At 63.5% G+C, this 20,930-nt stretch carries 18 protein-coding genes and 1 tRNA gene; 13 read left to right on the forward strand and 6 right to left on the reverse strand.

Annotated elements, in window-relative coordinates; translation table 11 throughout:
- The first annotated feature begins 52 nt into the window (after positions 1-52).
- The 5 genes from rsmB (at position 53) to NCS02_RS00710 (ending at position 5,386) form a co-directional block, all read left to right on the forward strand.
- Positions 53-1,471 (forward strand): 16S rRNA (cytosine(967)-C(5))-methyltransferase RsmB, encoded by a 1,419-nt coding sequence (rsmB, locus tag NCS02_RS00690; RefSeq protein ID WP_250522828.1) that lies wholly within the window; start codon positions 53-55, stop codon positions 1,469-1,471.
- Positions 1,468-2,064 (forward strand): DUF4390 domain-containing protein, encoded by a 597-nt coding sequence (locus tag NCS02_RS00695; protein WP_008352184.1) that lies wholly within the window; start codon positions 1,468-1,470, stop codon positions 2,062-2,064. Before rsmB ends, NCS02_RS00695 begins: the two co-directional genes overlap by 4 nt.
- A 22-nt stretch (positions 2,065-2,086) precedes the next feature.
- Positions 2,087-4,513 (forward strand): sensor histidine kinase, encoded by a 2,427-nt coding sequence (locus NCS02_RS00700; RefSeq protein WP_284502244.1) that lies wholly within the window; start codon positions 2,087-2,089, stop codon positions 4,511-4,513.
- Positions 4,514-5,227 carry a response regulator transcription factor EsaR gene (gene esaR, locus NCS02_RS00705; RefSeq protein WP_250438795.1) on the forward strand — a complete coding sequence of 238 codons (714 nt, stop codon included), beginning with the start codon at positions 4,514-4,516 and terminating at the stop codon, positions 5,225-5,227.
- 83 nt (positions 5,228-5,310) lie between these two features.
- A tRNA-Phe gene (locus NCS02_RS00710) sits at positions 5,311-5,386 on the forward strand.
- A 113-nt stretch (positions 5,387-5,499) separates the two neighbouring features.
- On the opposite strand, the gene NCS02_RS00715 is transcribed toward NCS02_RS00710, so the two are convergent.
- Positions 5,500-6,528 (reverse strand): glycosyl hydrolase, encoded by a 1,029-nt coding sequence (locus NCS02_RS00715; RefSeq protein ID WP_250435417.1) that lies wholly within the window; start codon positions 6,526-6,528, stop codon positions 5,500-5,502.
- 757 nt (positions 6,529-7,285) lie between these two features.
- Between NCS02_RS00715 and queC the strand changes: the two genes are divergently transcribed.
- The 5 genes from queC to NCS02_RS00740 all read left to right on the forward strand — a co-directional run bounded on the left by queC (position 7,286) and on the right by NCS02_RS00740 (position 10,760).
- Positions 7,286-8,020 (forward strand): 7-cyano-7-deazaguanine synthase QueC, encoded by a 735-nt coding sequence (queC, locus tag NCS02_RS00720; protein ID WP_008352176.1) that lies wholly within the window; start codon positions 7,286-7,288, stop codon positions 8,018-8,020.
- Positions 8,021-8,046: 26 nt separating this feature from the next.
- Positions 8,047-8,679 (forward strand): 7-carboxy-7-deazaguanine synthase, encoded by a 633-nt coding sequence (queE, locus tag NCS02_RS00725; protein ID WP_008352174.1) that lies wholly within the window; start codon positions 8,047-8,049, stop codon positions 8,677-8,679.
- A gap of 5 nt (positions 8,680-8,684) precedes the next feature.
- On the forward strand, positions 8,685-9,131 hold the full coding sequence (gene queD / locus NCS02_RS00730; RefSeq protein ID WP_008352173.1) for a 6-carboxytetrahydropterin synthase QueD: 447 nt from the start codon (positions 8,685-8,687) through the stop codon (positions 9,129-9,131).
- Positions 9,132-9,312: 181 nt separating this feature from the next.
- Entirely contained in the window at positions 9,313-10,095 is a 783-nt protein-coding gene (locus NCS02_RS00735) for an HpcH/HpaI aldolase family protein (RefSeq protein ID WP_175979707.1), read from the forward strand.
- Positions 10,092-10,760: a tetratricopeptide repeat protein gene (locus NCS02_RS00740; RefSeq protein ID WP_034470327.1), complete on the forward strand. Its 669-nt coding sequence runs from the start codon at positions 10,092-10,094 to the stop codon at positions 10,758-10,760. Before NCS02_RS00735 ends, NCS02_RS00740 begins: the two co-directional genes overlap by 4 nt.
- Positions 10,761-10,822: 62 nt before the next feature.
- Here NCS02_RS00740 and rodA read toward each other — a convergent pair whose 3' ends face one another.
- The 5 genes from rodA to NCS02_RS00765 all read right to left on the reverse strand — a co-directional run bounded on the left by rodA (position 10,823) and on the right by NCS02_RS00765 (position 17,213).
- Positions 10,823-11,983 carry a rod shape-determining protein RodA gene (gene rodA, locus NCS02_RS00745; protein WP_008352167.1) on the reverse strand — a complete coding sequence of 387 codons (1,161 nt, stop codon included), beginning with the start codon at positions 11,981-11,983 and terminating at the stop codon, positions 10,823-10,825.
- Positions 11,984-11,994: 11 nt separating this feature from the next.
- A complete protein-coding gene (gene mrdA / locus NCS02_RS00750; RefSeq protein WP_250522829.1) occupies positions 11,995-14,274 on the reverse strand; it encodes a penicillin-binding protein 2 in 2,280 nt (759 codons plus the stop codon).
- 82 nt (positions 14,275-14,356) lie between these two features.
- On the reverse strand, positions 14,357-14,869 hold the full coding sequence (gene mreD / locus NCS02_RS00755) for a rod shape-determining protein MreD (RefSeq protein WP_008352165.1): 513 nt from the start codon (positions 14,867-14,869) through the stop codon (positions 14,357-14,359).
- Entirely contained in the window at positions 14,866-15,984 is a 1,119-nt protein-coding gene (mreC, locus tag NCS02_RS00760) for a rod shape-determining protein MreC (protein ID WP_250480196.1), read from the reverse strand. The genes mreD and mreC overlap by 4 nt, the downstream gene beginning before the upstream one ends.
- A gap of 185 nt (positions 15,985-16,169) precedes the next feature.
- Positions 16,170-17,213: a rod shape-determining protein gene (locus tag NCS02_RS00765; protein ID WP_004189550.1), complete on the reverse strand. Its 1,044-nt coding sequence runs from the start codon at positions 17,211-17,213 to the stop codon at positions 16,170-16,172.
- A 376-nt stretch (positions 17,214-17,589) separates the two neighbouring features.
- Here NCS02_RS00765 and gatC point away from each other — a divergent pair, with 376 nt between their 5' ends.
- Genes gatC through gatB form a run of 3 tightly spaced genes read left to right on the forward strand, consistent with a single transcriptional unit; the run spans position 17,590 to position 20,923 of the window.
- Entirely contained in the window at positions 17,590-17,889 is a 300-nt protein-coding gene (gatC, locus tag NCS02_RS00770; RefSeq protein ID WP_008352020.1) for an Asp-tRNA(Asn)/Glu-tRNA(Gln) amidotransferase subunit GatC, read from the forward strand.
- A 56-nt stretch (positions 17,890-17,945) separates the two neighbouring features.
- Positions 17,946-19,451 (forward strand): Asp-tRNA(Asn)/Glu-tRNA(Gln) amidotransferase subunit GatA, encoded by a 1,506-nt coding sequence (gatA, locus tag NCS02_RS00775; protein ID WP_250522830.1) that lies wholly within the window; start codon positions 17,946-17,948, stop codon positions 19,449-19,451.
- Between the two features lie 2 nt (positions 19,452-19,453).
- Positions 19,454-20,923 (forward strand): Asp-tRNA(Asn)/Glu-tRNA(Gln) amidotransferase subunit GatB, encoded by a 1,470-nt coding sequence (gene gatB, locus NCS02_RS00780; protein WP_250435423.1) that lies wholly within the window; start codon positions 19,454-19,456, stop codon positions 20,921-20,923.
- Positions 20,924-20,930 lie beyond the last annotated feature (7 nt).

A 20,930-nucleotide genomic window follows, 5' to 3' on the forward strand; every position in this document is an offset into this window, starting at 1 on the left:
TTCCCCGTTCGCGCGAACTCTGCGCGTCGCCGTTGACCGTCCCCGTTTCGCCATGACCGACAAGCCTTCCCGCCGGCCCGCCGCCGCGCATTTCCGTCTGAGCGCGTTGCGTCTCGCGCCCGATTCGCTCGCGTTAGCGCTCGACAGCGCGGCGCAGGCCGTCGGCGCGGTGCGCGCGGGCTCGGCGCTGCCGGCGGCGTTGCAGACGGTCGTCGCGTCGGCGAAGCACGCGAGCGCGCGCGGGGCGGTGCAGGACATCGCGTATCGGACCATGCGCCGTCTCGCGCTCGCCGATGCGCTGCTGCACAGGCTCGTGAAGAAGGCGCCGCCGCCGCATGTGGCGAACGTGCTCGTCTGCGCGTTCGCGCTGCTGACCGACGACGAAGCGCATGCCGCTTACTCGCCCTTCACCGTGGTCGATCAGGCGGTGAGCGCGATCGCCGCGCGCCGCGAATTCGCGTTTGCGAAGGGCCTGGTGAACGCGGTGCTGCGCAATTTTCTGCGTGAGCGCGACATGCTGATCGACGAAGCGCGCACAAGCGAAGTCGCGCGCTGGAATTATCCGCAATGGTGGATCGACGCGGTGAAGCGCGGCCAGCCGGATGCCTGGGAGCGCATCCTCGAAGCGGGTAACGCGCAAGGTCCGCTCACGCTTCGCGTGAACGCGCGGCACGCGAGCGTCGACGACTATCTCGCGCGCCTCCGCGACGCGCGTATCGAAGCCGCCGCCGCCGGCCTGCACGCGGTGCGCCTGAGAACGCCGATGCCCGTCGATCGCATTCCCGGGTTCGACGAAGGCGTCGTGTCGGTGCAGGACGCCGGCGCGCAGCTCGCCGCGCAACTGCTCGGCGTGAAGGACGGCATGCGCGTGCTCGATGCCTGCGCCGCGCCGGGCGGCAAGACGGGCCACATTCTCGAACTCGCGAACGTCGATCTGATCGCGCTCGAAAGCGACGCCGAGCGTTCTGGCCGCATCGGACAAAACTTGCAGCGTCTGAAACTCGACGCGCAAATCAAGATCGGCGACGCGGGTGATCCCGCGCAATGGTTCGACGGCGCGCCCTTCGACCGCATTCTCGCGGACGTGCCGTGCTCGGCGTCGGGCATCGTGCGGCGTCATCCGGATATTCGCTGGCTGCGGCGCGCATCGGATATCGATGCGCTCGTCGCCGAGCAAAGGCGCATCGTGAGCGCGCTGTGGCCGCTCGTCGCGAAGGGCGGCGAGCTCCTCTACGTGACGTGCTCCATCTTTCCCGAGGAGGGCGAAGAGCAGGCCCGCTGGTTTGGAACCGCACATGAAGATGCGGTACGATTGGACGCGCCGGGCCAATTGTTGCCGACAGCGGCGCGCGCAAGCGCGGTCGCGGCGCAAGGTTCACCGGACAGTACAAATCTCGCGAGCCCGCATCGGGACGCGGAGACTCTCGCGGACCACGACGGATTCTTCTACGCGCGCTTTCAGAAACGGTGACGATCAAACGCTTTTTTCCGCTTCGGCTCGCGGCCGTCATCTGGACTGCGCTGACGCTCTGGCTGACGTTCGCCGCGGCCGATTCCGCGTTCGCCGAGACGATCGCCGTGCAGCGCGCGTCGCTGCAAGCGGACAATGCCGGCTGGAGCTTGGACGCGCATTTCGACTTCGACCTGAACAACAGCCTCGAAGATGCCGTGAACCGCAGCGTGCCGCTCTATTTCACGATCGACTTCAACCTGTCGAGACCGCGCTGGTACTGGTTCGATGAAGAGCCGGTCAACGTGTCGCAGAGCATCCGTCTGTCATTTCAACCGCTCACGAACGAATATCGCGTGTCGACGGGCGGCCTGCAGTTGCGCTTCGCATCGTTGAACGAAGCGCTCGCGGTCATCAAGCATGTGACTTCGTGGCATGTCATCGACCGTAATCAGGTGCATGGCGGCGAAACCTATACCGCATCGGTGCGTATGCAGCTCGACATCGCATTGATGCCCAAGCCGTTCCAGATCGACGCGGTGAACAATCGCGACTGGAACCTTTCCTCGGACTGGAAGCGTTTTACTTTTACGGCGGCAGAACGTGCGAAATAGATTTCGACGCGGCCGCACGGACATGAAGAGTTTCGTCGTCCGCTTGCTGGTCTCCACGGTGGCGCTCACGGCAGTCCTGCTGCTCGTGATGCTCGCGCTCGCGAGCGCGAACACCGAGTTCTTCGACCGCTACTACGGTTGGCTCTACGCGGCGAATGTCGCGGTGGCGATGGTCTTCATGCTGATCGTCATCAGCCTGTTCATCATCATCGTGTCGAGGGTGAGGCAAGGGCGCTTCGGCACGCGCCTGCTCGCCAAGCTCGCGTTCATCTTCGCGCTCGTCGGCGTGGTGCCGGGCGCGATCATCTATGTGGTTTCGTATCAGTTCGTGTCGCGCAGCATCGAGTCGTGGTTCGACGTGAATGTCGAAACCGCGCTCACCTCCGGTCTGACGCTCGGGCGCGGCATGCTCCAGACATCGCTCGCCGATTTCAAGAACCGCGGCCGGCAGATGAGCGATCAGCTCGCGAGCGCCGATCCATCGAGTCTCACGCTATCGCTTTTGCGGCTGCGCGATCAGTACGGCGTGCAGGACGCCGTCGTGTTCGAGCGGCCGCGCGATCAGTACAACCGCGAGGATCTCGCGGCGAACAACAGTTCGCAACGCGTGCCCGGATTGCGCACGGTCGCGCAGGCATCGGGCAATTACTACGCGCTCCTGCCGGCCAACGAGCCGACCGGCACGATGCTGCGGGAGGCGCAGGATCATCCGTACGGCGCGATCGAAGGCGAGATCGACGGCGATCCGAAATCGAACGGGCCGAAGGGCGCATTGCGATTGCGCGTGCTCACGAAGATTCCCGATCCGACGACAACCACCGAATTTCAGCACGTCGACCGTTTCCTGCAGATCGAGCAGCCCGTGAGCCAGGAGCTCGCGCGCAACGCCGACGCCGTGCAGCGCGCGTATCGCGAATATCAGGAGAAGCGGCTCGGGCGCACCGGCTTGCGCAAGATGTATATCGGCACGCTGACGCTCGCGCTTTTTCTCGCGACCTTCATCGCGATGATGCTCGCGCTCGCGCTCGGCAATCAGCTCGCGCGGCCGTTGTTCCTGCTGGCGCAGGGCACGAAGGAAGTGGCCGAAGGCGACTACACGCCCAAACGCGAGATCAATTCACGCGACGAACTCGGCTTTCTCACGCAGTCCTTCAACGCGATGACGCGCCAGCTTTCCGAGGCGCGCGCGGCGGTCGAGAACAATCGCATCGCACTGGAGCATTCGAAGGCGTATCTGGAGAGCATTCTCGCGAACCTCACCGCGGGCGTGTTCGTGTTCGACCGGCAGTTCCGTCTCTCCACCGCGAATCGCGGCGCGGAGCGCATCTTCCGCCAACCGTTCGCCGCGTTGCTGAATCAGCCGCTCGATCAGATCGAGGTGCTCGCCGAGTTCGGCGCGATGGTCAAAAAGGCGTTCGCCGAGCGCGACGCGGCGGCGGTCGGCAGCGATCATCCTGTCGGCGATCGCGGTCACTGGCAGCAGCAGGTTGCGGTGACGGTGCCGGGCGAGAGCGATCCGCTCACGTTGCTCGTGCGCGGCACGCAGTTGTTGAGCGTGACCGAGAGCGACACCGACGACGCGGAAACCACGGGCTACGTCGTCGTGTTCGATGACATATCGGATGTCATCTCCGCGCAGCGTTCCGTCGCGTGGGGCGAAGTCGCGCGGCGTCTCGCGCACGAGATCAAGAATCCGCTCACGCCTATTCAGCTTTCAGCCGAACGTCTGCAGATGAAGCTCGCCGACAAGCTCGCGCCGCCGGATGCGGACGTGCTGAAGCGCGCATCGACGACCATCGTCAATCAGGTGCAGGCGATGAAGCAGATGGTCGACGACTTCCGCGAATACGCGCGCACGCCGCCCGCGGTGCTCGGCAATCTGCAACTGAACGATCTCGTCGCGGAAGTGCTGACGTTGTACGGCATCGAGGACGGCAAGACGCCGATCAAAGTCGATCTCGCGAAGCTGCCGGTGATACGCGGCGATGCGACGCAGATCCGCCAGGTCATCCACAACTTGTTGCAGAACGCGCAGGATGCGGTGGCCGAAGTCGCGGAGCCGCGCGTGCTGCTCGAAACGAGGACAGTAGAATATGGCGAGCCCGATGCATCGGGTCATGCGCGCGTCGCGGTTCGCCTGACTGTGTCGGACAACGGCTCGGGCTTTCCGGCGCGTATTCTTTCGCGTGCTTTCGAGCCTTACGTGACGACGAAAGCGAAAGGCACGGGCCTGGGACTTGCGACCGTGAAGAAGATCGTCGACGAGCACGGCGCGCGCATCGACATACGCAACCGCTCGAAGAGCGCGGATGTGATCGAAGGCGCGCAGATATCGATTCTGTTTCTACAACTCGCGGACGATACCGCGGCGCCCGGCGCGACGCCTGGCTCCGGTGCGCCGGCGAATCATGGAACGACAAAAGCAACAGTGCAGACAAGGGCAGCGTAAATGGCAACCATCCTGGTGGTAGACGATGAAATGGGGATCCGGGAACTGCTCTCCGAGATCCTGAGCGACGAAGGCCATGTTGTGGAAGTGGCGGAAAATGCGCAGCACGCGCGCGACTACCGTCTACAGCAAACGCCCGATCTCGTTTTGCTCGACATCTGGATGCCCGATACCGACGGCGTAACGCTCCTCAAGGAATGGGCCGCGCAGGGCAAGCTCACGATGCCGGTCATCATGATGTCGGGGCATGCGACTATCGACACGGCCGTCGAGGCGACGAAGATCGGCGCGCTCAACTTCCTCGAAAAGCCGATCGCGCTGCAGAAACTGCTGAAGGCCGTCGAGCAGGGACTCGCGCACGGCACTGCGGCGGCGCCCGCGGCGACGGCGGCGAAGCCTCCGTCGAGCGTGAACGCATCGGGCGTGCCGGTCGCGGCTGCGCTGCCGACGGCATCGGCGCTGAATGCATCGAACGATGCGGCGGCGAGCGGCGCGGCGCAGAATCAGCCTGGGCAGACGGCGTCGATCTCGTTCGATATTCCGTTGCGCGACGCCCGCGATGCGTTCGAACGCGCGTACTTCGAATATCACCTTGCGCGCGAGAACGGCAGCATGACGCGCGTCGCCGAAAAGACGGGGCTGGAGCGCACGCACCTGTATCGCAAGTTGAAGCAGCTCGGCGTCGATCTTGGGAAGAACAAGAACGAGGTGTGAGCGCGGCCCCGGACATTTTCAGAAAAATGCGCAAAGGGGCTTGAGGCGCGGGATAGTCTCTGCTATAGTTTCACCTCTTCGTTGGCCCGGTAGCTCAGTTGGTAGAGCAGCGGATTGAAAATCCGCGTGTCGATGGTTCGATTCCGTCCCAGGCCACCAGAATGCAAGAAGCCCGAGAGTGTTATCGCTCTCGGGCTTTTTCATTTTCCGCATGTGAAAAACGCGCAGTCCGTGTAAGCCGACTGCGCGTTCTTTTTTCAGCGATCCGGCGCTTACTTCGGATTGGCCGCGACGAAATTCTTGAACGCGGTGTAAGACGCCTTCTGCGTTTTGCCGTCGTTCTTCAGCAGGCCGTACGCGCCTTCGCCGCCTGCGGGATCGTCATACAACTGGTACGTCTGAATCGCCTGGATGTTGTACTTCGACGCCAGCGCGACGAACTGCGCCATCATCTTGTTGCCGACGAGATACGACGCGATCTGCTGATCCGAGCCATACCACGGACGCACGCCGTATTCGTTGAGCCAGATCGGCTTGCCGAACTGCTGCAGTGTTCCGAGTACGTCATGGCAACCCGTGCCGCCGCACGCGTTGGTGATGTCGCCCATATCCGAATACCAGTGCCACGCGGTGATGTCCCAGTTCACGACCGGGTGCCCCGTCGTGCCGTCCGGCTGGGTGCCGGCCGCGAGCATCTGATCCACGGCGTAATGCATCCACGTACCGCCGCCCATGATGATCTTGCCGTTCGTATCGACCGACTTCACGCCGGCGATCATGCCGCGAATGACGCCGCGCGCGATCTGAAATTTCGCGTTGTCGAACTGCTGCGGATAGACGCCGTCGACGTTGTTGTAAATCGTCATCGCGTCGAGTTCGTTCGACACTTCGTAGTACGGGTACTTGTAGGCGGTGGCCGTCCAGACGCCCAACTGATAGCCGGCGTTATACGCGTCGGTCTCGGTGTTGAAGTCGATGCTCATCAGCATGACGGGATACACGGTCACGCCGCCCGCTGCCATCGTCTTCGCGATGCCTGCCAGCTTGTTCGCCGATGACTGGTTGTACACCTCGTTCCGATACAGCTTCACGCCGAGATCCTGCAACTGCGAGAGCTGCACTGCCGGGCTGGAGATGTCGTACGCGCCGCCTTCGTTGTTGTGACCGTTGGCGCCGTAGAAGATCGTGCTCGTGGTTGTCGCGGCCGCCGCCTTGCGGCTCGCCGCGGCTGTGGTCGATGCGGTGTCGAGCGCGTCGTTGCCGCCGCCTCCGCACGCTGCCAGCACCACGCTGGTTGCCACGGCAGCGCTGATAAGCCTCGCCTTGGGCGCTCGTAATGCGTCAATGACGCGCAAGCTGGTCTGAATGTATTTTTTCATTGTATGTACTACTAATGGAGATGTTGTGTATCGGTGAAGTAGGTACGTCTTCAGGAGCGCCGCGAGCCGAAAGGGCGGATCGGAAACGGACCTGCGGTCCCGCTTAACCCTGCGGGAGGGTTTCAAGCCGAGTAACTTCGAAGTGCGAATTAACGGCGGCCGTCAGTCGACGGGGCTTTGATGGCGCGCCAGTGTCCTGCAACGAAAGGAAAAAAATACCTGAAACTGTAACGAGGCCGCGCCATTTTGTTACATGTATAACGGCGCGCGTGTTGGCGGGTTTAGAGACTTCGCCGGAATTGCCGATTTATTTCTACCGATGATGGCACGAATTACCGCTTCCCCGCGCGCCAGCGCGCCGAGCTCGGCGAACAACTGCCCTCCGTGTTAAAATTCGCGCCGAATTAAGGACTTGCCTCGTCCTCGGACCCCGCAAGTCCTTTTCTTTTCGGCGCTCCGAATTGCTCGTGCGACGCGCCGGAACATTCGTCCGGCGCTGGTCATCCGTCTCGCATTCCGCTATCGGCGGCATAAAAGGCGTGCGCTTCCGGGCGAAGGCCGCCGGCCTATACTGGACTCGCGGGCGTCTTGCCCGCGCCGCTCGTCGCGAAGTCCGGTCACTCCGACTGCCTGTGCGGCGTGCGACGCCATCAAATTCACGGAGTACGGAGTTTTCACGGTGACTCGGATAGACGCTAAAGACAGCGCGCTCGTGCTGTTCTCCGGCGGCCAGGACTCGGCCACGTGCCTCGCCTGGGCGCTCGAACGTTACAAGACGGTAGAGACGCTCGGTTTCGATTACGGACAGCGCCATCGCGTGGAACTCGAGTGCCGCGAAGGCTTTCGCGCCGCGATCGTGCGCGAGTTTCCGCAGTGGGCCGAACGGCTGGGCGAAGATCACATGATCGATCTGTCCGTGCTCGGCGCGATCAGCGATACCGCGATGACGCGCGAGATCGAGATTCAGGCGACCGCGAACGGCCTGCCCAACACGTTCGTGCCGGGCCGCAATCTGCTGTTCATGACGATTGCTGCAGCAGTGGCGTATCGGCGCGGGCTGAAGGTGCTGGTCGGCGGCATGTGCGAGACGGACTTCTCCGGCTATCCGGATTGCCGCGACGACACGATGAAAGCGCTGCAAGTCGCGCTCAATCTCGGCATGGAAACGCGCTACGCGCTCGAAACGCCGCTGATGTGGCTCGACAAGGCCGATACCTGGCGGCTCGCGGAAACGCTCGGCGGCGAGGCGCTCGTCGAACTGGTGCGCGTCGAGACGCACACTTGCTATGTCGGCGAGCGCGCGGAATTGCACGACTGGGGCTTCGGCTGCGGCCAATGCCCGGCATGCAAACTGCGCAAACGTGGTTATGAGGCGTATCGCGCGGGCGAGCAGGTCGATACCGCGCCGGTCTGATTTTTTTAGAGGTTCACAGAGCAGTCATGACGTACGCGGTAAAGGAAATTTTCTACACGTTGCAGGGCGAAGGCGCCAATGCCGGGCGTCCGGCCGTGTTCTGCCGTTTCGCGGGCTGCAATCTGTGGTCGGGACGCGAGGAAGATCGCGCGGACGCTGTCTGCCAGTTTTGCGACACCGATTTCGTCGGCACCGATGGCGAAAACGGTGGCAAGTACAAAACGCCGGCGGAACTCGTCGCGAAGATCGCATCGCTGTGGCCGGAAGGCGAGGCGCACAAGTTCGTCGTGTGCACGGGCGGCGAGCCGATGCTGCAGATCGACCAGCCGTTCGTCGATGCGCTGCACGAAGCCGGCTTCGAAATGGCGATCGAAACCAACGGTTCGCTGCCGGTGCTCGAGAGCATCGACTGGATCTGCGTGAGTCCGAAAGCCGACGCGCCGCTTGTCGTGACGAAAGGCAACGAGCTGAAAGTCGTGGTGCCGCAGGACAACCAGCGTCTTGCCGAGTACGAAAAGCTCGACTTCGAATACTTTCTCGTGCAACCGATGGACAACGCATCGCGCGACATCAACACGAAGCTCGCGATCGACTGGTGCAAGCGGCATCCGAAGTGGCGGCTGTCGATGCAGACGCACAAATACCTGAATATCCCCTGAACGCCGTGCAGACGATTACCCGAAAACTCGAATTCGATGCGGGCCACCGCATTCCCGATCACCGCAGCCAGTGCCGCAATCTGCACGGGCATCGCTACGTGCTCGAAATCACGCTGCAAGGCGATCTCGTCGATGTGGAAGGCGCGCCCGATCGCGGCATGGTGATGGACTTCGCCGACGTGAAAGCGCTCGCGATGGAGCATCTCGTCAACAAATGGGATCACGCGTTCATCGTCTACGAGGGCGATGTCAAGGTGCGCGAATTTCTGCAGACGCTGTCGGATCACAAGACCGTCGTGCTCGATCGCATTCCGACCGTCGAGAACCTCGCGGCCGTCGCGTTCAACATTCTCGCGGAAGTCTATGACGCGCACTACGGCGTCAATCTCAAGCTGAAGCGCGTGCGTCTGTACGAAACGCCGAACTGCTGGGCCGACGTCGCGCGCGGCTGATTTCAGGCGTGCGCGCGGCCGGAAGCACCTCCGGCGCGCGTGCTTTTGTCACGGTATGATCGTCCGATGAGTCGCCCATCCTCCGAGGCGGCGAGACACGGAGCGCACGCATGCCGTCACTTCATCCGTTTTTCCAGTGGCCGCGCGTGGCCGTCCTTCAACCGCTCGAAGGAGACGCGCGATGAGCACCTTCACCAATCCCCTCAAGCAGCGCTTCTCCGAACCGGGCACGTTGTTCGGCCTGTGGCTGTCGCTCGGCAGCGCCGATGCCGCCGAAGCGCTCGCGCACGCGGGCTTCGACTGGCTCTGCATCGACATGGAGCACTCGCCGAACGATAGCGCCGACGTCGTCGCCCAGTTGCGCGCGATCGCCGCCGCGCATCTGCCGAGCGAGCCGATCGTGCGGGTGCCGGCGAACGAAGGCTGGCTCGTCAAGCGCGCGCTCGACGCAGGCGCGCGCACGCTGATGTTCCCGAACGTGCAATCGGCGGAAGAGGCGGCGCGCATCGTGAGGCTGACGCAATATCCGACCGAAGCGGCGCTGCACGGCCTGCGCGGCGTGGCGGGCGCGGTGCGCGCGGCGGCATACGGTATGCGTCGCGATTACATGGCGAGCGCGAATGCGCAGATTGCGACGATCGTGCAGATCGAATCGGTCGCGGCGCTCGAAGCCGTCGATGAAATTGCCGCGACGCCGGGCGTCGATTGCCTGTTCATCGGGCCGGCGGATCTGGCCGCGAGCCTCGGTCATCTCGGCGACGGCAAGCATCCGGATGTGCAGGCGGCGATCACGAAGATCGTCGACGCGGCGAATCGCGCGGGCATCGCGAGCGGCATCTTCGCACTCGATGCCGCGAGCGCGAAGCAGTACGCGCAGGCGGGCGTCAAGCTCGTCGCGATCGGCGCGGATGTAATGTGGCTGTTAAAGGCGACGCGTCAGGCGTTGCAGGAGGCGAGATCATGAAAGCCGCCGCCGCTGCGATCATCGCGCTGGCGCTCGCCGGTGCGGCCCGCGCCGACAACGCGCCGAAGCCGACCGACATCGCGACGCAAAACGCCGTCGCCGATTACAACGCGGGCAATTTCGTCGCGGCGCGCTCGGAGTTTCGGCGTGCGGCGCAAAGAGGCAGCCGCCTCGCCGAATTCAACTACGCGATGATGCTGCTCAACGGCGAGGGCGGCCCGGCGGATGTGCCCGAAGGCAAGAAATGGCTGCGCCGCGCCGCCGACGCCAACATGACGCACGCGCAATACGTGTACGGCAAGATGTACGACGACGGCCAGTTCGTCGAGAAAGATCCGGCGGAGGCGCATCGCTGGTTCCTGCGCGCGGCGAATCAGGGTCACGTACAGGCCGAACTCGCGCTCGCCAACCAGTTCCTCGACGGACGCGGCACCGCGCGCGATAACACACAGGCGTTCACCTGGTACAAGAAGGCTGCGGAAGGCGGCGACATGACGGCGCAATACGTCGCGGGATCGTTCTACGAGCGCGGCGGCGATGGCGTCGAACGCAATCTGAATGTCGCGCGGGCTTATTACGCGGCAGCGGCCGCGCAGGGCGATCCGGCGGCGAAGCTCAAGTATCTGCAGCTCAGCACCGAACTCGAGCAGCAAAAGCCGCAGTGACGGCGCGCGTCGATAAAAAAAACCGCGGTCGAAGCCGCGGCTCAGTGGCGGAAGATAGCCCGCTAACTCTGCATCAACCGCTTTTGCCGCGCGACGCTCATGATGAGCCCGGCCGCGACGCCGAGCGTCGTCAGCGCGGTTCCGCCGTAACTCATGAAGGGCAGCGGCACGCCGACCACCGGCAGAATCCCGCTCACCATGCCGATGTTGACGAACGCGTAAGTAAAGAACGCGAGCGTGAGCGATCCCGCCAATAATCGCCCGAAGAAGGTCGCTCCGTTCGCCGCGATGAACAGTCCGCGCGCGATGAGCGCCATATAAAGAAAGAGCAGCACGAGCCCGCCCGCGAGCCCGAACTCTTCGGAGAACACGGCGAAAATGAAGTCGGTGTGTTTCTCGGGGATGAACTCCAGGTGCGCCTGCGTGCCCTTCAGCCAGCCCTTGCCGAGCGTGCCGCCGGAGCCGATCGCGATCACCGCCTGAATCGTGTGGAAGCCTTTGCCGAGCGGATCGGAAGTCGGATCGAGCAGCGTGCAGATGCGATGCTTCTGGTAGTCGTGCATCATCGGCCAGACGACTTCGGGCTGACAAATCTTTTCCTGGAAGGTCGCGACGCCCGCCACCGCGATGACGCCCGCGATCAGCACCGGCAGGATCAGCTTGAAACTCAGCCCCGCGAAATAGATGACGAACATGCCCGCCGCGAACACGAGCACGGCGGTGCCGAGGTCCGGCTGCTTCGCGATCAGGCCGACGGGCAGCATCAGAATGAGAAAGCCGACGATGTAATCCCACCAGCGAATGTTGCTTTCGCGCTTCTGGTAGTACCACGCGAGCATCAGCGGCATCGCGATCTTCATGATTTCCGATGGCTGGATCACCACGCCGACATTGAGCCAGCGCTTCGCGCCCTTGCGCGTCAGGCCGAACGCGGCGACCGCGATCAGCAACGCGACGCCGACCGTGTAGAGCGGCACGGCGAAGCGCATCAGCGTTTGCGGCGGAATGTTGGCGAGTATCCACATCAGGCCGAAGGTCAGCATGATGTTGCGCAACTGGTCTTCGACGCGGCCCGGCATGTCGAGGCTGGCGCTATAGAGCGTCACGATTCCGACGCCGAGCAGCAGGAACACGATCAGCGCGAGCGGCTTGTCGAAGCCCGCGAACATGCGCTTGGCGCGGTCCAGCAGCTCGCGCTTGTCGAATTGGACGTGCAGTTGCATGGCGGTTTCCTTTACTCGTCGATGCCGCCGGACGGCGCGAGAACGCGCACCCCGTCGTTTTGGTTGCTGCGCACCATGGTGGGCGTCGGCTCGCTCGGGCGCTTCTTCGGCGCGGGCGATCGGCCGGGCGTCGATGCAGGCACCGCAGCTGCAGGCGCAGCGGGCGGCGCCGACGCAGCGCGCGGTTTCGAGACTTTCGGAGCGGATGCCGCAGGCGCCGACGCCGCCTTCGCGACATCCGGATTCGACGCCGCTTGCGGCGAAAACGCCGGCGACGAATTCGCGACCGACGCGGGCAGCGCGACGGCGGCGGGCGGTTGCGTGCCGCCGATGACCGGCACGGTCGCTTCGGTCGTGGCCGAAGCCGCCGCTGCGACCGCCGCCGCTTCTGCGCCCGGCTTGAGACGGTCGACGAGGTAATAGTCGAGCACCTTGCGCGCGATCGGACCGGCGGACTCCGCGCCCCAGCCGCCGTTTTCGACGATCAGCGCGATCGCGATCTTCGGCTGCTCCGCCGGCGCGAACGCGATGAACAACGCATGGTCCCGCAGATGCTCGGCGGTTCCGCCGTGGCCCCGATAGTTCGCGCCCTGCAGCGAATAAACCTGTGCCGTGCCCGTCTTGCCCGCCGCGAGATAGGGCGCACCCGCGAAAACCTTCGCTGCCGTGCCGTTCGTCACGACGCCTTCCATTGCGTGCTTGATGACGTCGATGTCCTTCTGCTGCACCGGAATCTTGTTGCTCGGATCGCGCACGACCGCGCGCAGGTCCTTGTTGATCGGATTCTCGATGTTGCGCACGAGGTGCGGCTTCATCACGACGCCGTTATTCGCGAGCGTCGCCGTCGCGTGCGCGAGTTGCAGGATCGTGAACGAGTTGTAGCCCTGTCCGATGCCGAGGCTGATCGTTTCGCCTTCGTACCATTTCTGCTGTTCGGGCTTGCGGTACGCCTTGCGCTTCCATTCCGTCGACGGAAGAATGCCCTTCGCCTCGCCCGCGATATCGATGCCGGTGATCTGGCCGAAGCCCCACGGCTTCATGAAGCCGGCCATCGCATTGACGCCGAGATCGCGCGCGAGCATGTAGAAGTACGTGTCGTTCGACACGACGATCGCGCGGTTCATGTCCACCCAGCCCTGACCCGAGCGCACGTCGTTGCGGAACGTGTGGCCGCCGAACGTGAAGTAGCCCGGATCCTGGAAGCCCCAGCCCGGCGTGCGCTTGTGCAGCGACAACGCGGCGAGCGCCATGAACGGCTTGTAAGTCGAGCCCGGCGGATACGTGCCGTGCAGCGGACGATTCAAGAGCGGATGATCCGGCGAATTGTTGAGCGCGTCCCAGGTTTGCTGATCGATGCCGTCGACGAAAGAATTCGGATCGAAACTCGGCGCGGAGACGAATGCGAGCACGTCGCCGGTCGATGGCTCGATCGCGACGAGCGCGCCGCGCTTGCCCGCGAATGCCTGCTCCGCGACCTGCTGCAAGCCGATATCCAGCGACAACTGCAAATTGTTGCCCGGCGTCGCCTGCGTGCGCGACATCGTGCGTACCGGACGGCCGCCCGCGGTCACTTCCACTTCCTCGAAACCGGTCAGGCCGTGCAGCTCCGTTTCGTAGCTCTGCTCGACGCCGATCTTGCCGACGTAATCCGTGCCCTTGTAGTTGTTGGCGTCGAGGCGCGGATCATAGTGATCCGAGCTTTCGTCGTTGGCGTCGCTCGCGTCGTCGATGCGCTCCTGATCGCGCTGCGAAATGCGCCCGATATAGCCGATCACATGCGCTGCGGTCGTGCCGAGCGGATATTGGCGGAACAGGCGCGCGCGCACTTCGACGCCGGGAAAGCGGAAACGCTGCGCCGTGAACTTGGCGACTTCCTCGTCGGTAAGACGCGTGCGAATCGGCAGGCTTTCGAAATTCTTCGAGTCTTCGAGAAGCTTCTTGAAACGGCGGCGGTCGCGCGCGTCGATCGGAATGACTTGCGACAGCTCGTCGATGGTTTCGTCGAGCGTGCCGTTGATCTTGGAGCGCGTGATTTCGAGCGTGTACGCCGAATAGTTCTTCGCCAGCACGACCCCGTTGCGGTCGGTGATGATCCCGCGATTCGGCACGATCGGCGCGACCGAAATGCGGTTCTCGTTTGCCTGCAACGAGTATTTGCTGAAATGCCAGACCTGCAGATAGAGGAAGCGCAGCCCGATCAGCCCGAAGCAGATGAACACGAACAGTCCCGCCGCCGCGACGCGCAGGCGGAACTTCGACAACTGTTGCTCGGTGTTCTTGATTTCGGTCATGCAGCTTTCGCGGTGTGCTCGCGATTCAAGTGTAGTTCGCGCGCGGCGGTTTTTTCGCCGACCCGGCGCCGCGCGGCAAGACTCAGATTGGACGCGTATCGTCCGGGTCGGCGGCGCGGCGTTGCGGCATCAGCAGGAGGAAGCTCGCGATCGGCCAGAGCAGCGCTTCGACGAATCCGTTGATGAGATAGCTCCAGCCGGGGAACGCGGCGCCCGTCATCAGGCGGATGATGAAAGGCACGAGATGCGCGCCCACCAGCAGCGGCGCGACGACGAACATCTGCACGGGCAGTGTCATCCACAGCACGCGGCGATGAATCGTGATCGCGCCGTACGAAAGCAGCGTGTAGGCCAGCGCGTGTTCGCCAAGGAGATTCGCGTTGTGCACGTCCATCAGGATGCCGAGCATGAACGCGATGCCCATGCCGACCTTGCGCGGTTGATGCACGTTCCAGAACAGCAGCACGAGCGCGACGAAATCCGGCACGCCGATGAGCCGTCCCCACGGCATGAGGTTCAGCAGGAACGCGGCGGCCAGGCTGAACGTGATGAAGTACGGATTGACCGGCTGCAGGATGTATTGCGGGCGGTTCATCGCGCGGCTCCCGATGATGCGGGTTTCGGCGCATGCGCCTTCTTCGACGGTTTCGCCGCCGCGCCCGATGCAGCTTTCGGCTCGGCCGCCTTCTCCGACGGCTTCGCGGGCGCGGGCGCTGCCGGTGTTGCAGCCGCTGGCGCAGAACCCGGCACCGGAGCGGAAGCGCCGCTCGCGCCCGTTGCGGCCGCAGCCTTCGGCGCGGGCTTCTTCTTGCCCTTGTTTTCCTTCGCTTCCTTGGCGGCCGCGGCTGCTTCGACTTCGACCGGATTCGGCGGCTGATTCAAGTTGTAGTGCAGCACGAGCAACTGGCGCGCGCCGCGCACGGCCGCGATCGGCACGCAGACGACGCGCGCGAACGCCGTATCCGCCTGCTTGTCGACGCGCAGCACCTTCGCGACCGGCAGTCCCGGCGGATAGATGCCGTCGAGGCCGCTCGTCACGAGTTCGTCGCCGGCTTGGACGTCGGCGCTGATCGGCACGAAGCGAAGATCGAGCGTGTCGCCCTTCGGCGTGCCGTAAATCACGCTGCGCAAGCCGGTGCGCGAGATCTGGACGGGCACGGCCTGGTCTTTATCGGTGAGCAGCGTGACTTCGGATTGCAGCGGAAACACGCGCGTCACCTGACCGATCACGCCGTCTTCGGTGACGACGGGCGCGCCGTCCTGGATATTCTGCTGCGAACCCTTGCCGATCACGACTTTCTGCGTGAACGGATCGCGCGTGTCGTATTGAATTTCGGCGGGCGTTTCTTCGGTCGTTGCGCGCGATTGCAGATTCAGCAGCGCGCGCAGATGCGCGTTCTCGATGGCGAGCTGGGCCGCGTCGCCCGCCTTGACGGAAAGCTCCAGATTCTTGTCGCTGAGCTTGCGGTTTTCGCTGCGCAGCGTCGCGCTGGTCACGGCGAGATCGGCGGCGCCCATGAAGATGTCGCGCGGCACCAGCGCCGCGCGCTGCAACGGATACAGCCCGGCGCCGAGCATCCCGCGAACGATTTCCAGCGTGCTGAAGCGAGCGTCCGAGATGAGCAGCGCGATGGCGAGCACCACGAAGAAAATCAGGCGCGCGAGCGCGGAAGGGCCTTGCTTGAAAAGGGGCGGCGGACTGTATTCCATGGTCGGCGCCGAGGGCGTGAACGGATGGATCGATGCTGCAGGTCACTTCGCCGGCGGCGAAACCTGCCCTACGCTGTTCCGACAACGGCCCGGACAGAGGCCGGGCCGTGCGCGCGTCGCGTTACGCGGGTGCTTGCAAGCGTGCTTCGGCGTTGCGTCGATATCCGGACGCCCGAAGCAGCAGATCACTCGTACGAGAAGATGCTGCCGAGCTTGTCCATGCGCTCGAGCGCCATGCCCGAGCCACGCACCACGCAAGTCAGCGGATCTTCGGCGACGAGCACCGGCAGGCCGGTTTCTTCCGCGAGCAGGCGGTCGAGATCGCGCAGGAGCGCGCCGCCGCCCGTCAGCATCATGCCGCGCTCCGCGATGTCCGCGCCGAGTTCCGGCGGCGTCTGTTCGAGCGCGATCTTCACCGACGACACGATCTGGTTCAGCGGGTCGGTCAGCGCTTCGAGAATTTCATTGCTCGAAATGGTGAAGCTGCGCGGAATGCCTTCCGACAGATTGCGGCCCTTGACTTCCATTTCCTTCACTTCGGAGCCGGGGAACGCCGAGCCGATTTCCTTCTTGATGGCTTCGGCTGTTTGCTCGCCGATCAGCATGCCGTAGTTGCGGCGGATGTAGTTGACGATGGCCTCGTCGAACTTGTCGCCGCCGACGCGCACCGAGCCCTTGTACACGATGCCGCCCAGCGAGATGACGCCGACTTCCGTCGTGCCGCCGCCGATGTCCACGACCATCGAGCCCGTTGCTTCCGAAACCGGCAGGCCCGCGCCGATTGCCGCGGCCATCGGCTCTTCGATCAGATAGACCTGCGAGGCGCCCGCGCCGTGTGCCGCTTCCTTGATCGCGCGGCGCTCGACTTGAGTGGAGCCGCACGGCACGCAGATGATGATGCGCGGCGACGGCGAGAACATGCGGGATTCGTGAGCGGTCTTGATGAACTGCTTGATCATCTGCTCGGTGACGGTGAAGTCGGCGATCACGCCGTCCTTCATCGGGCGGATGGCCTCGATGTTGCCCGGCACTTTACCGAGCATCTGCTTGGCTTCCTTGCCGACCGCCTGAATGGTCTTCTTGCCGTTGGGGCCGCCTTCCTGGCGAATCGAAACGACCGAAGGTTCGTCGAGGACGATGCCCTTGCCGCGCATGTAGATCAGCGTGTTGGCGGTGCCGAGGTCAATCGCCAGGTCGTTGGAGAAATAGCTGCGCAAAAAACCGAACATTCAAAAATCCTGTCTCGCTGGGTGGCCGTTCGTCGCGAGGAGCGCCGGGGACGGCAGCGGAAAAAATAACGGTTTGCCGGGGCGGCGAACGCTCGCCGGGAAGGGCAAATCCGGGAAGAAATCTACTGCAGAACGGAACGCTGGACGCAAACGTTTCTCGGAATCCATCAAATGCGGGAGAAAGCCGCCGACAAGCCGTTCCAGAGGTGAGTCGAACGTGTAATGATACCTTATAATTTGTGGGTATCTATAGGAAAAGGATGGCAGTTTTTGCCATCGCCAGACCTGTTTCCGAGGGCTCCTTTCAAGATCGCAACTGGCTGCTGCAGCGAAAGTTTTCGAGATTGAGGCTGTCCACGCTTTCTCCGGTGAATCCATGTCTTTGACCCTGACCGACGTAAAACGCATCGCGCACCTCGCGCGGCTCGAATTGCCCGACCACGAAGCCGAGCCCACGCTCACGCGGCTCAACGATTTTTTCGGTCTCGTCGAGCAGATGCAGGCCGTCGACACGACCGGCATCGAGCCGCTCGCGCACCCGATCGAGCAGATCGAGGAAGTCGCGCTGCGTCTGCGTGACGACGCTGTCTCAGAGCGTGTCGAACGCGAAGAGTTCCAGCGTTGCGCGCCCGCCGTGCAAGACGGACTCTATCTCGTGCCCAAAGTCATCGAATAAGCATCAAACATTCAGCGTCAGCGCGTGATTCACACCGCGCTCATCAGGAAACTGCAATGCATCAGAAAAGCTTGACCGAACTGCGCGCCGCGCTCGACTCGAAGGAAGTATCCGCGGTCGAACTGGCGCAGTCGTATCTGCGGCGCATCGAGGGCGCGAAGGAATTGAACGCGTTCATCGGCGTCGACGCCGCGCTCACGCTCGAACAGGCGAAAGCCGCCGACGCGCTCATCGCCGAAGGCCGCGCGGGCGCGCTCACCGGCTTGCCGATCGCGCACAAGGACGTCTTCGTCACGCGCGGCTGGACATCGACCGCCGGCTCGCACATGCTCGAAAACTATTCGAGTCCGTTCGATGCGACCGTCGTCGATCGCCTCGCGAACGCCGGTATGGTCACGCTCGGCAAGACCAACATGGACGAGTTCGCGATGGGCTCGTCCAACGAGAATTCGTACTTCGGCGCGGTGAAGAATCCGTGGGATATGAAGGCCGTGCCGGGCGGTTCGTCGGGCGGTTCGGCTGCTGCCGTGGCCGCGCGTCTCGCGCCCGCGGCGACCGGCACGGACACCGGCGGCTCCATCCGCCAGCCCGCTTCGTTCACCGGCATCACCGGCATCAAACCGACGTATGGCCGCGTTTCGCGTTATGGAATGATCGCGTTCGCGTCGTCGCTGGATCAGGGCGGCCCGATGGCGCAAACGGCGCACGACTGCGCGCTGCTCCTGAACGCGATGGGCGGCTTCGACGAGCGCGACTCCACGAGCCTTCAACGCGAGAACGAAGACTACACGCGCTATCTCGGCAAGACGTGGAACGGCAGCGATGATGCCGGCAAGCCGCTGAAGGGCTTGCGCATCGGCATGCCGAAGGAGTATTTCGGCGCGGGTCTCGCCGACGACGTGCGCGCGTCCATCGACGCCGCATTGAAGCAATACGAAGCGCTCGGCGCGACGCTCGTCGAAGTGTCGCTGCCGAAGACCGAGCTTTCGATTCCCGTGTACTACATCATCGCGCCGGCGGAGGCATCGTCGAATCTGTCGCGCTTCGATGGCGTGCGCTACGGGCATCGCGCGGCCGAGTACCGCGATCTGCTCGACATGTACAAGAAGTCGCGCGCGGAAGGCCTCGGGCCGGAAGTGAAGCGGCGGATTCTCGTCGGCACGTACGTGCTGTCGCACGGTTATTACGACGCGTACTACCTGCAGGCGCAGAAGATTCGCCGCATCATCGCGCGCGATTTCCAGGAAGCGTTCAAGCAGTGCGACGTCATCATGGGACCGGTCGCGCCGTCGGTCGCGTGGAATCTCGGCGAGAAGGCCGACGATCCCGTGCAGATGTATCTCGCCGATATCTACACGCTTTCCGTGAGCCTCGCGGGCCTGCCCGGCATGAGCGTGCCGTGCGGTTTCGGCGCGGGCGCGAATGCGAATCGGCCGGTCGGTCTGCAGATCATCGGCAACTATTTCAACGAAGCCCGGATGCTCCAGGTCGCCGACGCTTATCAGCGCGCGACCGACTGGCACCGCAAGGCACCTGCATCGGCATTGGCATCGGGAGTGTGAACATGCAGTGGGAAGTCGTCATCGGTCTGGAAACGCACGCGCAGCTTTCCACCGTCTCCAAGATTTTTTCCGGCGCGCCCACGCAGTTCGGCGCGAGCCCGAATTCGCAGGCGAGCCCCGTCGATCTCGCGTTGCCCGGCGTGTTGCCTGTGATGAACCGCGGCGCCGTCGAGCGCGCGATCCGCTTCGGTCTCGCGATCGGTTCGCACATCGCGCCGCGCAGCATCTTCGCGCGCAAGAACTACTTCTATCCGGATCTTCCGAAGGGCTATCAGATCAGCCAGTACGAGATTCCGGTCGTGCAGGGCGGGCAGATCACGATTCAGGTGCCGGCCAACGAGAAGGCGGGCAAGGAAGCGTACGAGAAGACCATCAACCTGACGCGCGCGCACCTCGAAGAGGACGCAGGCAAGTCGCTGCACGAAGACTTCGCGGGCATGACGGGCATCGACCTGAACCGCGCGGGCACGCCGCTGCTCGAAATCGTCACTGAGCCGGAAATGCGCAGCGCCGCGGAAGCGGTCGCGTATGCGAAGGCACTGCACGGTCTCGTCGTGTGGCTCGGCATCTGCGACGGCAACATGCAGGAAGGCTCGTTCCGTTGCGACGCGAACGTCTCGGTGCGCCCGGTCGGCCAGAAGGAATTCGGCACGCGCGCCGAGATCAAGAACTTGAACTCGTTCCGCTTTCTCGAAGAAGCGATCCAGTACGAAGTGCGCCGTCAGATCGAGCTGATCGAAGACGGCGGCACGGTGGTTCAGGAAACGCGTCTTTATGACCCGGACAAGCGCGAAACGCGTTCGATGCGCAGCAAGGAAGACGCGCACGATTACCGCTATTTTCCCGATCCCGATCTGATGCCGCTCGTGATCGATGCATCGTGGATCGATCGCGTGAAGGGCGAGATGCCCGAGCTGCCGGCGGACATGCAGAAGCGTTTCGTCGACACGTACGGTTTGACGCCGTATGACGCGGGCGTGCTGACTTCGTCGAAGGCGATGGCGTCCTACTTCGAAGCGCTCGTGCAGAAGGCGGGCGCGGCCCAGGCGAAGATCGCCGCGAACTGGATGATGGGCGACGTCTCCGCGCAACTGAATCGCGAATCGCTCGATATCAGCGAATCGCCGGTATCGGCCGCGCAGCTCGCGCTCATCATTCAGCGCATCGCCGATGGCACCATCTCCAACAAGATCGCGAAGGACATTTTCCAGACGATCTGGGAAGAGAAGGCGACCGACGAGGCCGCCGCGGATCGCATCATCGACGCGAAGGGTTTGAAGCAGATTTCCGACACCGGCGCGCTCGAAGCGATCATCGACGAGGTGCTTGCGGCAAACCAGAAGTCCGTCGAGGAATTCCGCGCGGGCAAGGAGAAGGCGTTCAACGCGCTGATCGGTCAGGCGATGAAGGCGACCAAGGGCAAGGCGAATCCGCAGCAGGTGAACGAGCTTTTGAAGAAGAAACTCGGCTGATTGTTTC

Source organism: Caballeronia sp. NCF2 (assembly GCF_023631205.1).
Classification (GTDB): Bacteria; Pseudomonadota; Gammaproteobacteria; order Burkholderiales; family Burkholderiaceae; genus Caballeronia; species Caballeronia zhejiangensis.

What these genes read in the sequence shown, in the direction of transcription:
- rsmB (WP_250522828.1), top strand. Translation starts at nt 53, where the DNA reads ATGACCGACAAGCCTTCCCGCCGGCCCGCCGCCGCGCATTTCCGTCTG.
- NCS02_RS00700 (WP_284502244.1), top strand. Translation starts at nt 2,087, where the DNA reads ATGAAGAGTTTCGTCGTCCGCTTGCTGGTCTCCACGGTGGCGCTCACG.
- esaR (WP_250438795.1), top strand. Translation starts at nt 4,514, where the DNA reads ATGGCAACCATCCTGGTGGTAGACGATGAAATGGGGATCCGGGAACTG.
- queE (WP_008352174.1), top strand. Translation starts at nt 8,047, where the DNA reads ATGACGTACGCGGTAAAGGAAATTTTCTACACGTTGCAGGGCGAAGGC.
- NCS02_RS00735 (WP_175979707.1), top strand. Translation starts at nt 9,313, where the DNA reads ATGAGCACCTTCACCAATCCCCTCAAGCAGCGCTTCTCCGAACCGGGC.
- NCS02_RS00740 (WP_034470327.1), top strand. Translation starts at nt 10,092, where the DNA reads ATGAAAGCCGCCGCCGCTGCGATCATCGCGCTGGCGCTCGCCGGTGCG.
- rodA (WP_008352167.1), bottom strand. Translation starts at nt 11,983, where the DNA reads ATGCAACTGCACGTCCAATTCGACAAGCGCGAGCTGCTGGACCGCGCC.
- mrdA (WP_250522829.1), bottom strand. Translation starts at nt 14,274, where the DNA reads ATGACCGAAATCAAGAACACCGAGCAACAGTTGTCGAAGTTCCGCCTG.
- mreD (WP_008352165.1), bottom strand. Translation starts at nt 14,869, where the DNA reads ATGAACCGCCCGCAATACATCCTGCAGCCGGTCAATCCGTACTTCATC.
- mreC (WP_250480196.1), bottom strand. Translation starts at nt 15,984, where the DNA reads ATGGAATACAGTCCGCCGCCCCTTTTCAAGCAAGGCCCTTCCGCGCTC.
- NCS02_RS00765 (WP_004189550.1), bottom strand. Translation starts at nt 17,213, where the DNA reads ATGTTCGGTTTTTTGCGCAGCTATTTCTCCAACGACCTGGCGATTGAC.
- gatC (WP_008352020.1), top strand. Translation starts at nt 17,590, where the DNA reads ATGTCTTTGACCCTGACCGACGTAAAACGCATCGCGCACCTCGCGCGG.
- gatA (WP_250522830.1), top strand. Translation starts at nt 17,946, where the DNA reads ATGCATCAGAAAAGCTTGACCGAACTGCGCGCCGCGCTCGACTCGAAG.
- gatB (WP_250435423.1), top strand. Translation starts at nt 19,454, where the DNA reads ATGCAGTGGGAAGTCGTCATCGGTCTGGAAACGCACGCGCAGCTTTCC.